At 53.8% G+C, this 12,094-nt stretch carries 11 protein-coding genes and 1 pseudogene; 7 read left to right on the top strand and 5 right to left on the bottom strand.

Annotated features, from left to right (window positions below; translation table 11 throughout):
- The first annotated feature begins 53 nt into the window (after nucleotides 1–53).
- From lptD to apaH, 6 genes and pseudogenes are all read left to right on the top strand, one after another.
- Nucleotides 54–1,195, top strand: a pseudogene (gene lptD, locus PI91_RS00845) (LPS assembly protein LptD).
- A gap of 53 nt (nucleotides 1,196–1,248) precedes the next feature.
- A complete protein-coding gene (surA, locus tag PI91_RS00850) occupies nucleotides 1,249–2,535 on the top strand; it encodes a peptidylprolyl isomerase SurA (protein WP_008502018.1) in 1,287 nt (428 codons plus the stop codon).
- The gene (gene pdxA / locus PI91_RS00855) at nucleotides 2,535–3,521 is read left to right on the top strand and encodes a 4-hydroxythreonine-4-phosphate dehydrogenase PdxA (protein WP_039265253.1); all 987 of its coding nucleotides are present in this window, start codon (nucleotides 2,535–2,537) and stop codon (nucleotides 3,519–3,521) included. Before surA ends, pdxA begins: the two co-directional genes overlap by 1 nt.
- Nucleotides 3,518–4,339 (top strand): 16S rRNA (adenine(1518)-N(6)/adenine(1519)-N(6))-dimethyltransferase RsmA, encoded by an 822-nt coding sequence (gene rsmA / locus PI91_RS00860; RefSeq protein ID WP_008502020.1) that lies wholly within the window; start codon nucleotides 3,518–3,520, stop codon nucleotides 4,337–4,339. Before pdxA ends, rsmA begins: the two co-directional genes overlap by 4 nt.
- A gap of 3 nt (nucleotides 4,340–4,342) precedes the next feature.
- Nucleotides 4,343–4,720, top strand: a complete 378-nt coding sequence (gene apaG, locus PI91_RS00865; protein WP_008502021.1) for a Co2+/Mg2+ efflux protein ApaG — start codon at nucleotides 4,343–4,345, stop codon at nucleotides 4,718–4,720.
- A gap of 4 nt (nucleotides 4,721–4,724) precedes the next feature.
- On the top strand, nucleotides 4,725–5,573 hold the full coding sequence (apaH, locus tag PI91_RS00870) for a bis(5'-nucleosyl)-tetraphosphatase (symmetrical) ApaH (RefSeq protein ID WP_032654900.1): 849 nt from the start codon (nucleotides 4,725–4,727) through the stop codon (nucleotides 5,571–5,573).
- A 41-nt stretch (nucleotides 5,574–5,614) separates the two neighbouring features.
- On the opposite strand, the gene folA is transcribed toward apaH, so the two are convergent.
- The 4 genes from folA to PI91_RS26320 form a co-directional block, all read right to left on the bottom strand.
- A complete protein-coding gene (folA, locus tag PI91_RS00875; protein ID WP_008502023.1) occupies nucleotides 5,615–6,094 on the bottom strand; it encodes a type 3 dihydrofolate reductase in 480 nt (159 codons plus the stop codon).
- A gap of 114 nt (nucleotides 6,095–6,208) precedes the next feature.
- A complete protein-coding gene (gene kefC, locus PI91_RS00880; protein WP_039265255.1) occupies nucleotides 6,209–8,074 on the bottom strand; it encodes a glutathione-regulated potassium-efflux system protein KefC in 1,866 nt (621 codons plus the stop codon).
- Nucleotides 8,067–8,597 carry a glutathione-regulated potassium-efflux system oxidoreductase KefF gene (gene kefF / locus PI91_RS00885; RefSeq protein WP_008502025.1) on the bottom strand — a complete coding sequence of 177 codons (531 nt, stop codon included), beginning with the start codon at nucleotides 8,595–8,597 and terminating at the stop codon, nucleotides 8,067–8,069. The genes kefC and kefF overlap by 8 nt, the downstream gene beginning before the upstream one ends.
- 335 nt (nucleotides 8,598–8,932) lie before the next feature.
- The gene (locus PI91_RS26320) at nucleotides 8,933–9,502 is read right to left on the bottom strand and encodes a hypothetical protein (RefSeq protein ID WP_232764369.1); all 570 of its coding nucleotides are present in this window, start codon (nucleotides 9,500–9,502) and stop codon (nucleotides 8,933–8,935) included.
- A gap of 10 nt (nucleotides 9,503–9,512) precedes the next feature.
- Between PI91_RS26320 and PI91_RS00890 the strand changes: the two genes are divergently transcribed.
- Nucleotides 9,513–11,726 carry an autotransporter outer membrane beta-barrel domain-containing protein gene (locus PI91_RS00890; protein ID WP_232764370.1) on the top strand — a complete coding sequence of 738 codons (2,214 nt, stop codon included), beginning with the start codon at nucleotides 9,513–9,515 and terminating at the stop codon, nucleotides 11,724–11,726.
- Between the two features lie 48 nt (nucleotides 11,727–11,774).
- Here PI91_RS00890 and PI91_RS00895 read toward each other — a convergent pair whose 3' ends face one another.
- The gene (locus PI91_RS00895) at nucleotides 11,775–12,008 is read right to left on the bottom strand and encodes a YgdI/YgdR family lipoprotein (protein WP_021240552.1); all 234 of its coding nucleotides are present in this window, start codon (nucleotides 12,006–12,008) and stop codon (nucleotides 11,775–11,777) included.
- Nucleotides 12,009–12,094 lie beyond the last annotated feature (86 nt).

Here is a 12,094-nt window from a genome sequence, read left to right on the forward strand (position 1 = left end):
CACAGCTGGACGTCAACTGGTACCAGAATGACGTAGGTCCATTCGACACCCGGATTTACGCTCAGGCAGTGCATTTCGTTAACACGAATTCGGATATGCCTGAAGCCACGCGTGTTCACCTTGAGCCGACGATCAATCTGCCGTGGTCAAACGACTGGGCAAGCCTGAATACCGAAGCCAAGCTGATGGCGACTCACTATCAGCAAAAAATCTTGATAATTACAACTCCACTAACAGTGCGCATCTCGAAGAGTCGGTCAACCGAACGCTCCCTCAGTTTAAAATGGACGGCAAGCTGATTTTCGAGCGTGATATGGCCCTGCTGGCGGATGGTTATACCCAGACGCTTGAACCGCGTATGCAGTATTTGTACGTGCCATATCGCGACCAGAGCAACATTCAGAACTACGACTCCTCTTTACTGCAGTCTGACTATAGTGGTCTGTTCCGTGACCGTACCTACGGAGGTCTGGACCGTATCGCCTCAGCGAATCAGTTAACGACCGGCGTCACAACACGTGTTTATGATGATGCAGCCGTTGAACGTTTTAACGTTTCTGTGGGTCAAATCTACTACTTCACAGAGTCTCGCACGGGCGATGACAATATTCAGTGGGAGAAAGACAACAAAACGGGAGCAATAGTTTGGGCGGGAGATACCTACTGGCGTATGACTGACCGTTGGGGCCTGCGTGGCGGTGTGCAGTATGACACGCGTCTCGACAACGTTGCTAACAGTAGTGCCGCCATAGAGTATCGTCGTGATGAAGATCGCATGATTCAGGTAAGCTATCGCTACGCTAGCCCGGAATACATTCAGGCAACGCTACCGAAAAGCAATGACCAGAACAGCATCAACTACTGGAAATCACCGCAATATTCGGATGGTATTTCTCAGGTCGGTGCGGCAGCGAGTTGGCCTATCGCCGACCGTTGGTCAATCGTAGGCGCTTACTACTTTGACACTAACGCCAATAAAGCTGCTGACCAGATGGTAGGTCTGCAATATAACTCCTGCTGCTACGCGCTGCGTGTCGGTTACGAACGTAAGCTTAACGGCTGGGAAAACAATCAGAGCAAATACGATAACGTGATTGGCTTTAACTTCGAGTTACGCGGCCTGAGTTCCAACTACGGTCTGGGTACGCAGAAAATGCTGCGCTCGAACATTCTGCCTTACCGCAGTTCCTTGTAATGTGCTTGATTTGCAACGTAATCCGCTTTGCGGTTAATTGAAATGGAAAAAGTATGAAGAACTGGAAAACGCTGCTGCTCGGTGTCGCTATGGTTGCGAATACCAGCTTCGCGGCCCCCCAGGTTGTTGATAAAGTCGCTGCTGTGGTTAACAACGGCGTCGTGCTTGAAAGTGACGTTGACGGTCTGATGAAATCGGTGAAGCTCAATTCGGGCGAAGCGGGTCAGCAGCTTCCGGATGACGCCACGCTGCGCCACCAGATCCTGGAACGCCTGATCATGGATCAGATCGTTCTGCAAATGGGGCAGAAAATGGGTGTGAAGGTCACTGACGAGCAGCTCGATCAGGCGATCGCTAACATCGCGAAGCAGAACAATATGTCTTTAGACCAGATGCGCAGCCGTCTGGCCTATGACGGCATCAGCTACGCTACCTACCGTAACCAGATCCGTAAAGAGATGCTGATTTCGGAAGTGCGTAACAACGAAGTGCGTCGCCGCGTTACTATCCTGCCTCAGGAAGTGGACGCGCTGGCAAAACAGGTGGGTAACCAGAACGATGCAAGCACAGAGCTGAACCTGAGCCACATTCTTATCCCACTGCCAGAGAACCCTACGTCCGATCAGGCTGCGGAAGCAGAAAGCCAGGCACGTTCAATTGTCGAACAGGCGCGTAACGGCGGTGACTTTGGCAAGCTGGCCATCACCTACTCCGCAGACCAACAGGCGCTGAAAGGCGGCCAGATGGGCTGGGGACGTATTCAGGAGCTGCCATCCCTCTTTGCTCAGGCACTGAGCACGGCTAAGAAAGGCGATATCGTCGGTCCAATCCGTTCAGGCGTGGGCTTCCACATTCTGAAAGTGAACGATCTGCGCGGCCAGAGCCAAAATATCTCCGTTACCGAAGTTCACGCTCGCCACATTCTGCTGAAGCCGTCACCAATCATGACTGACGATCAGGCGCGTGCGAAGCTGGAACAGATTGCGGCAGATATTAAGAGCGGTAAAACCTCGTTTGCGAAGGCAGCAAAAGAGTTCTCTCAGGATCCTGGCTCTGCTAACCAGGGTGGCGATCTGGGCTGGGCAGCGGCGGATATTTACGATCCTGCCTTCCGTGACGCGTTGATGAAGCTGAACAAAGGCCAGATCAGCGCGCCGGTCCACTCTTCGTTTGGCTGGCATCTGATCGAGCTGATGGACACTCGTAACGTTGATAAAACGGATGCAGCACAGAAAGACAGAGCCTACCGCATGCTGTTTAACCGTAAGTTCTCTGAAGAAGCAGCCACCTGGATGCAGGAACAACGCGCCAGTGCTTACGTGAAAGTGCTGAGCAACTAATGAAACAGCATCGTGTTGTTATCACGCCCGGCGAACCCGCCGGGATTGGACCTGACCTCGTTGTCCAGCTTGCCCAGCGCAGCTGGCCAGTAGAACTGGTTGTCTGCGCCGATGCAACACTGTTACAAGACCGGGCAGCGATGCTCGGTCTGCCTTTAACGCTCATCCCTTACGTTGAAGGTCAACAGCCTGCACCGCAGCAAGCCGGTACCCTCACCCTTCTTTCTGTTCCCCTTCGTACGCCGGTCATTCCCGGCCAGCTCAGCACGGAAAACGGCCATTATGTCGTTGAAACCCTTGCGCGCGCCTGCGACGGTTGCCTGAAGGGTGAATTTGCCGCCCTGATTACCGGCCCCGTCCACAAAGGCGTCATCAACGAAGCGGGCATACCGTTTACCGGGCATACGGAGTTCTTTGAAGAGCGCTCGCACAGTCCGAAAGTGGTGATGATGCTGGCGACGGAAGAAATGCGCGTTGCTCTGGTGACCACCCATCTGCCGATCAAAGCGATTCCGGATGCGATCACGCCTGAACTCCTGCGCGAGATCATCGGGATTTTGCATCACGATCTGCAGACAAAATTTGGGATCCCGCAGCCGCATGTGCTGGTCTGCGGCCTGAATCCGCACGCCGGCGAAGGCGGGCACATGGGTACCGAAGAGATCGACACCATCATTCCGGTACTCAACGAAATGCGGGCGAAGGGGATGAATCTCAGTGGTCCGCTGCCTGCGGATACCCTTTTCCAGCCGAAATACCTGGATAATGCCGACGCCGTGCTCGCGATGTACCACGATCAGGGCCTGCCCGTGCTAAAATACCAGGGCTTTGGCCGCGGCGTGAATATCACCCTCGGTTTACCCTTTATTCGAACGTCCGTTGACCACGGTACTGCGCTGGATCTGGCAGGCCAGGGGAAGGCGGATGTCGGCAGTTTTATTACGGCGCTTAATCTCGCCATCAAAATGATTGTTAATACTCAATGACTAATCGAGTCCATCAGGGCCACTTAGCCCGTAAACGTTTCGGGCAAAACTTCCTAAACGATCAGTTCGTGATCGAAAGCATTGTCTCGGCTATTAATCCGCAAAAAGGCCAGGCGATGGTCGAAATCGGCCCGGGTCTTGCCGCGCTGACCGAGCCGGTAGGCGAACGCCTCGACGAACTGACCGTCATCGAACTGGACCGCGATCTGGCCGCACGCCTGCAAACGCACCCGTTCCTCGGGCCGAAGCTGACCATCTATCAGCAGGACGCCATGACCATGAACTTCGGCGAACTGTCAGAAAAAATGGGTCAGCCGCTGCGCGTATTCGGCAACCTGCCGTATAACATCTCCACGCCGCTCATGTTCCACCTCTTTAGCTATACTGATGCCATTGCCGACATGCACTTCATGTTGCAAAAAGAGGTGGTTAACCGCCTGGTTGCAGGCCCGAACAGTAAAGCGTATGGTCGTTTAAGCGTGATGGCGCAATATTACTGCAACGTGATCCCGGTACTCGAAGTACCGCCGTCAGCGTTCACACCACCACCGAAAGTGGATTCAGCGGTTGTGCGCCTTGTGCCGCACAAAACGAAACCGTACCCGGTAAAAGATCTGCGTGTACTGAGCCGCATCACCACTGAAGCTTTTAACCAGCGTCGTAAAACGATCCGTAACAGCCTCAGCAATTCCTTCACCGTTGAGGTGTTAGCTGAGCTTGGGATCGACCCGGCAATGCGTGCGGAGAACATCTCCGTAGAGCAGTACTGCAAGCTGGCTAATTACATCAGCGAAAATGCGCCGCCGAAGGAGAGTTAAGCCATGATTGATTCGCCCCGCGTATGTGTCCATGTACAAAGCGTTTATGTTGAATCACAGTCCTCACCGGATGAAGAACGTTTTGTCTTTGCTTACACCGTGACCATTCGCAATCTGGGGCGGACGCCCGTGCAGCTGCGCGGGCGCTACTGGCTTATCACCAACGGCAATGGCCGCGAAATCGAAGTCCAGGGGGAAGGTGTGGTCGGTGAACAGCCTCATATCGCCCCTGGCGAAGAGTATCAGTACACCAGCGGCGCGGTGATTGAAACGCCGATGGGTACCATGCAAGGCCATTATGAAATGGTCGACGTCGATGGCAATGATTTCCGCGTTGCCATTCCTGTGTTCCGTCTCGCCGTAACCACACTCATTCATTAATCTAATGTCTACATATCTGATTGGCGACGTTCACGGTTGCTACGATGAACTGATCGCATTATTAAAACAGGTCGACTTTACGCCAGGACAGGACACACTCTGGCTGACGGGCGATTTAGTCGCGCGTGGCCCCGGCTCCCTTGAAGTATTACGTTTCGTCAAATCGCTAGGCGACAGCGTGCGCATGGTGCTGGGCAATCACGATCTGCATCTGCTGGCGGTGTTCGCCGGGATCAGCCGCAACAAACCTAAAGATCGCCTCACCCCGCTGCTGGATGCGCCAGATGCCGACGATCTGATTAACTGGCTGCGCCGTCAGCCGCTGCTGCAGGTCGACGAAGAGAAAAAGCTGGTCATGGCGCATGCCGGGATCACGCCACAATGGGATCTTGAGACGGCGAAAACCTGTGCGCGCGACGTTGAGGCGGTGCTGGCGAGCGACTCCTATCCTTTCTTCCTCGATGCCATGTACGGCGATATGCCGAACCACTGGAGCGAGGATCTCAGCGGTCTGGCGCGTCTGCGCTTTATTACCAACGCCTTCACCCGCATGCGTTTCTGCTTCCCGAACGGACAGCTGGACATGTATTCCAAAGAGACGCCGGAGAGCGCGCCCGCTCCGCTAAAACCGTGGTTTGCCATTCCGGGGCCGGTGACAAGTGAGTACAACGTGGTATTTGGTCACTGGGCTGCACTGGAAGGAAAAGGAACGCCGGAAGGGATCTACGGCCTGGATACCGGATGCTGCTGGGGCGGAGAGTTAACCTGCTTACGCTGGGAAGATAAAACTTACTTTGTTCAGCCGTCCAACCGACAGCTGGATTTAGGGGGAGACGAGGCGGTTGCCTCCTGATATGCACTTCCCTCTCCCGGCCGGGAGAGGGAAAAAATCACTTAACGACGTTCCAGAATCTCGAAGCAGTAGCTGTGAGAATTCTGTGCATCCGCGTCGTGGAATTCACTGAATACCGATTCCCACTCGTCCGGATCGTAGTCAGGGAAATGGGTATCCCCTTCCACTTCCGCATCAATGTGGGTCAGATACAGCTTCTGCGCTTTTGGCAGGAACTGCTCGTACACGCGCCCGCCGCCAATCACCATGATCTCTTCGGCATTGCCGCATGCAGCAATCGCCTCGTCGACTGATTTTACCCATTCGACGCGATCGTCAGTGCCCGGCTGGCTGCTGATAACGATATTTTTACGGCCCGGCAATGGACGACCAATCGACTCCCAGGTCAGGCGGCCCATCACTACCGGCTTGTTTAACGTAGTACGTTTAAACCATGCGAGATCGGCAGGCAGGTTCCACGGCATGGCATTTTCCATACCGATAACGCGGTCCACCGCCAGCGCTGCAATCAGACTGATCATTGAAAATTTCCCGGATGCAAAAAATTGCCGCCACTATACGGAAAGCTTAATCTTTCGTCGACTGGCGGCAGGGTAAAGATAAAGAAATTTTTTATTATTGCTGGCAACTCCACTTCACGCGGAAGGTTTACTCTCCGGCTCGTCAGCCGGATCCCCGGTATGCTTGCCCTCTTCCGTTCCCTGCCAGCCGTGACGCTGGATCAGCGACAGGTGATTACGGTCCTCGTTAATGATTTCCGTCAGCATCGCGCTGGTGCGTTTAAACACCGCCGCACGCTCGGTGGCCGTACTCCCGGCCATCGCCGCCATCTCTTCGACCATCTCGGTGTTAAAGCGGCGGAACAGGTCCGCACGCTCGCGCGCTTCGTACGCGCCGAGCCCCAGATTTTCCAGCGCCATGCGGCCAGACTTCAGCGCGCCTTCAAAGGTTTCACGCTCCGGTGCTTCTACCCCCGCCTGCCGCAGCCGGATATAGTGATCAACATCGCGGGCGCGTGAAATGATGGTCAGATTCGGGAAATGTTCTTTCGCCATTTCCACCATCTGCAGGCTGGTCTCCGGATCGTCAATGGCGTTAATCAACACCTCCGCTTTTGCCGCCCCGGCAGATTCCAGCAGATCGACGCGGGTCGCGTCGCCGTAAAACACCTTCATATCAAATTTTCGCAGGGTATCGACATGGTCGGGGTCGTGATCGAGGATAACCATTTTCACTCCGCTGGACAGCAGCAGACGGCCAACGATCTGCCCGTAGCGGCCAAATCCGGCAATAATGACGCGCGGCTGCTCTTCGTCAATTTCATCGGCTTCGCGCTCCTGCTCGCTACCCGATTTTTCCAGACGCGTCAGCACCACCAGCAGAATAGGCGTCGCGGCCATCGACAGCGCGACCGCGAGCGTCAGCGCTTTCGCCCATTCTGGGTCGAGGACATTTGCCATCTGTGCTGCGCCAAAGACCACAAACGCAAATTCACTCCCCTGCCCCAGCAGAACCGCAAACCAGCTGCGCTGCTTATTCGGCACCTTGAGCGGACGCGCAATCAGCCACAGCATCGCCATTTTAATGATCAGGAAGCCAACCAGCAGGATGACGATCCGCAGCGGGTGCGTCACCAGCGTGCCGAAGTCGACGGACATCCCCACGCCGATGAAAAACAGCCCCAGCAGCAAGCCTTTAAACGGCTCGATATCGCTTTCCAGCGCGTGACGGTATTCGGAACTCGCCAGCAGAACGCCCGCCAGGAAGGCCCCCATCGCCATCGACAGCCCGGCTTCCTCCAGCAGCAAACCAAAGCCAAACACCAGGAAGAGCGCCACGGCGCTGAACACTTCGCGAAGGCCCGAGCGGGCAACGAACCGCAGCAGTGGACGGGTGACGTAGCGACCAAGCAGTACCACCAGCGCCAGCGCCCCCACCACTTTTAATGCCGACAGCGCAAACGCCCCCAGCGTCGTGGCGGAACCGCTGGCCGCCAGCAGTGGGATCATCGCCACCAGCGGGATAGCGGCAATGTCCTGGAACAGCAGCACCGAGAACGCGCTGCGTCCCATCTGGGAGACCGTCAGATTGCGCTCGTTCATGGCCTGCATGGCAATGGCGGTCGAGGAGAGCGCCAGCGTCATGCCGATAAGCTCTGCCACTTTCCAGTCCATGCCCAGCAGGATGCAGAACCCACCCAGCAGCAGGCCGCAGGCCACCATCTGCAGCGCCCCGCCGCCAAACACCGAGGCGCGAAGCTTCCACAGGCGCTGCGGATCGAGTTCCAGACCAATCACAAAGAGCATCAGCACAACGCCGATTTCAGCGAAATGGAGGATTGCCTCTGCATCCGTCACCAGTCGAAAGCCCCACGGCCCAATGACGCAGCCCGCAATCAGATAGCCGAGAACAGAGCCCAGTCCCAGGCGAACCGCCACGGGCACAATCAGCGCCGCCGCGCCGAGGTATATCAGCGCCTGTATCAGCGTATGGCTATCCATGGTGCGCCTCCTGCCACTCAAGTAAGCGTTGTTTATAATGGCGCGCCTGCGCCTGCAGCGTTTCATCGTCGCAGACAAAGGTGCAGTGCATCGCAAAAGGCGGGAGCCAGTTCAGCCCGCAATAAAGTGCGGTCGCCTGCAGCGGCTGTGCCAGAACCTCAAACCCCGGGAAGGAACCAATATCAAAGTGGCTTTCCCCTCCACCCGTGGTGACCGCCCACATCAGGCTTTTCCCTTTTAGGGCATGGCCATTGTGGCCATACGCCCAGCCGTGGGAGAAGACTTTATCAATCCACAATTTCAGGAGCGGGGGCGTGCTGTACCACTGCATGGGATGCTGCCAGACGATCAGATCGGCACGGGAGAGCGCCTCCTGTTCGGCGGCAATATCGATGTTGAAATCGGGATAGAGTTGATAGAGGGAACGTATCTCGACGTTTTCAAGCGTCCTTACCTGCTCAAGCATCCGCTTATTCGCATGCGAGTGCTGCGGATAGGGGTGCGCGTAAATTATGAGTATCATCAAATGGCCTGTCTTCTTCTCTTCTTGTAGCAGTGAGTGTAGACAGTTAACCCGCCCGGTGAAAGGGGCGCAGCAGCCATGAAAAGGAAAGCGCAGCTATTGGTAATCATCATTCGTTGGACGATTTTTCCTCTCCAAAAAATCCAGGATGTGAATATCTCACTTCAATCCATATAGGAATGAGATATTTTAAGAAAATCTAAAATAATTATTTAATAAATCGATCTATACATAAAACATTGAAAAAATAATAATTTTACGCTCTTTGTAGCGAGCTCATTCTTTTTCTCCGCATACTGACGTGATTTTAATACGTCGTATCGCGCCTTTCTAATTCAAATGGATGTGTAAATGAGCAACAAACATTTCAGACTCAATAAAACGACTAAAACTCTGGGAAGTCTCTTTCCTGCCCTATTGTTATTCACCCCCGCCGTCGCTTTTGCCAGCACGATTGACCAATCAACCTCAATTCCACAAAACTTCTCCACCGACGCTGAATACGTCATTAATAAAGACGTTACGATAACCTCTTCCGGGAATGAAGCTGCCGTCTCCGTTACAGGATTTAACGTAAAAACGGTCACCAACCAGGGTAATATTTCTGGAATGGAAAATGGTCTGGAGATTAATACTCGTGCGCAACATGTCATTATTAATAACGATCTCAACGCAAATATTACATCTACAACTGGCAACGCCATTAACATCGAGTCAATGCTGGGAGATTTAAATAATGAGGGGAATATTTCCGGTTCTGAAAATGGAATCTTTGTCAGTGAGTCCTCTTCTGCAATAAATATTAACAACAAGTCATCGGGTGTGATAAAAGGCAAGACAGGTATCAACGCCCAAACAGGTGCCGGTATAAATAACAGCGGTACAATAAGCGGTACAAGTGACAACGGTATTACCGTGAGCGAAGGCAATTCAAAAATCACCAATACTGGAACCGTTCAGGGTGCGCAAAACGGCATCAACGTAACGGATACGGCGAAAGTTGATATCATTAACAACGGTTCGATCGGTGGTGGCGGTACGGCTATTACGTTTGCCAGCAGCAAAAATAATACGTTGGTGCTTGACACTGGCTCGTCACTGAAAGGCGACGTCATTTCGAGCATCTCTAAAGGAAATACGATAACCCTGGCAGGAACCGGCACAGAAGACAGCAATTTTGTTGGCTTATCGGAAGGCGATGGCTTTGCTTCTTTAGAAATGGACGGCGAAAGCTGGGCGCTCTCAGGGAATATCGACATTATCGGTTCTGGCAATTCGCTGCTGGTTAACAGCGGTGATTTAATCCTGTCGGGGAATGTGTCTAATGCAGGTACGACTCTCGTTGCCAAAGATGCTTCTCTCCAGCTGGGTGATGGTACGAAAACCGCGACGCTGAGTGGTGGACTGACCAACAACGGCACACTTATTTTTAATCAGGGCAGTAATACGGCGTTCGTCACCGGCATTACCGGTAGCGGCAATGTTGAAAAAGTGGATTCCAACACCCTGACGCTAACCGGCAAAAACACCTACACGGGTGATACCGTTCTGCATAGCGGCACCACTCTGGTCGCTGTTGGTTCAACGCTTGGTACAAAGAGTAGCAACGCGACGATTACTGTCGAAAATGGCGCTCAGTTTGCCACTGCTGGCGAAGTAAACGACAATATCAACATCCTCACGGGTGGTACGCTGGCAGCATGGAATGCGATTCAGGGTAACGATACGCTGAGCGTTTCAGGTATCGATACGGTCAACGGCAACGTCACCAATGGTGGCACACTGTTACTCAGCGCCGCCAATCACAGCGTTGGCAATAATTTCACTATTAACGGCGACTATACCGGCTCTGCGGGCAGTCAGATCGTGATGAACAGTACCCTGGGTGAAGACAACTCGCCAACCGATCATCTCACCATTACCGGCAGCAGCTTTGGCCAGTCCGACGTCAGCGTGAACAACATTGGCGGCCTGGGCGCGCAAACCGTTAACGGCATGGAAATTGTCAGCATTGGCGGCAGCTCCGAAGCCCAGTTGACCCTTGCCAAACCGGTGGTTGCCGGTGCGTGGGAATATAATCTCTATCAGCACAGCAACGGCAACTGGTACCTGGAGTCAAAGGCCACGCCTTCCGATGAACCGTCTGATAATACCGACAACGGTGGTAACACCGACAACGGCAGCAATAGCGGTCCCGAAGTCATGGCTCCTGAGGTCGGCGCTTACTTAGGTAACTACCTTGCCGCGCAGAGCATGTTCCTGCACAAGCGTGACGATCGCGATCAGATCACCTTCCGTAACGAGGAAGATCTCAACACCTGGATGTACGTCAAAGGCCGCTACCATGAAAACAATGCGGGCGGTGACAAAGTCAGCTATGACACCACCATCACTGTCCTTCAGGTAGGCAGCGACTTCATGAGTAAGCCCATGGACAACGGCATCCTGCGTGCGGGTGGCATGTTCGGGGCAGGTCAGGCGAAGACCCACTCTGATGCAAAACACAACGTACGTGATGCGCAGGGCAAAGTGGATGGCTTTAACGTCGGCCTGTATGCAACCTGGCAGGAAGATCAGAAGCTGCGTCTGGGCAGCTACGTTGATACCTGGGCCGCCTATAGCCGGTACAACAATAAAGTGACCAGCAACCGTAATGATGAAGATTACGACAGTGAAGGCTTCGCGGCATCCGTCGAAGTGGGCCATGCATGGGTGATTGATTCAGAAAATGAGCGCACCTGGAAAATCGAACCTCAGGCGCAGGTTATCTACAGCTATCTGGATCAGGAAAACCATACCGATCGCGACGGCGTGCGGATTACCACGCTGGACAACGACGGTCTGTTTGGTCGTCTGGGCGTCAAATCAAGCTACTTCGAACAGAAAGACGTGAAAGCCTGGCAGCCGTACGTTGCCGTGAACTGGCTGAAAGGCGCAGGTCAGAACGATCTGGCGTTTAACGGCGAGACCGTCAGCAACGATACGCCGGAAGATCGTGGTCAGTTAGAGCTGGGCGTCACCGGCAACCTGAACGAAACCACGACGCTCTCCCTGCGCGCCAGCGGCGAGTGGGGTGAGAACAGCTATGCTGCTTATGGCGGTCATATCCTGCTGAACCACCGCTGGTAATCGTTCCTGAAAGACTAAAAGCCGTGGCAAACGCCACGGCTTTTTTTATTAGTTATCCAGCTCGCCCATTGATTTCACCTGATCGCGGTTGATCTGCTCGGTCTGACCCGTTTCCGCATTTTTATACGACACCAGACCGGTATCGTCATCGACCTGCGGTTTTCCGTCGGTGACAATGGTTTTGCCATCGGTGGTTTTCACTGCCTGGTTAGAGGAACAGCCCGCGACGGTAAACGTTGCAGTGGCGGCAAGAAGGGTGGCGATCAGTAATTTATTTTGCATGGTGTTTTCCCCTGCTCTCAGTTGAATTTCGTTATCGACCTAACAATTTTAGGCTAACTGACTGAAAGAAGATAAAAAACCAGAAG

Source organism: Enterobacter sp. FB (assembly GCF_000805795.1).
Classification (GTDB): domain Bacteria; phylum Pseudomonadota; class Gammaproteobacteria; order Enterobacterales; family Enterobacteriaceae; genus Enterobacter; species Enterobacter roggenkampii.

Excerpts from the sequence above, each read along its gene's own strand:
- surA (WP_008502018.1), top strand. The coding sequence starts at position 1,249 with ATGAAGAACTGGAAAACGCTGCTGCTCGGTGTCGCTATGGTTGCGAAT.
- pdxA (WP_039265253.1), top strand. The coding sequence starts at position 2,535 with ATGAAACAGCATCGTGTTGTTATCACGCCCGGCGAACCCGCCGGGATT.
- rsmA (WP_008502020.1), top strand. The coding sequence starts at position 3,518 with ATGACTAATCGAGTCCATCAGGGCCACTTAGCCCGTAAACGTTTCGGG.
- apaG (WP_008502021.1), top strand. The coding sequence starts at position 4,343 with ATGATTGATTCGCCCCGCGTATGTGTCCATGTACAAAGCGTTTATGTT.
- apaH (WP_032654900.1), top strand. The coding sequence starts at position 4,725 with ATGTCTACATATCTGATTGGCGACGTTCACGGTTGCTACGATGAACTG.
- folA (WP_008502023.1), bottom strand. The coding sequence starts at position 6,094 with ATGATCAGTCTGATTGCAGCGCTGGCGGTGGACCGCGTTATCGGTATG.
- kefC (WP_039265255.1), bottom strand. The coding sequence starts at position 8,074 with ATGGATAGCCATACGCTGATACAGGCGCTGATATACCTCGGCGCGGCG.
- kefF (WP_008502025.1), bottom strand. The coding sequence starts at position 8,597 with ATGATACTCATAATTTACGCGCACCCCTATCCGCAGCACTCGCATGCG.
- PI91_RS00895 (WP_021240552.1), bottom strand. The coding sequence starts at position 12,008 with ATGCAAAATAAATTACTGATCGCCACCCTTCTTGCCGCCACTGCAACG.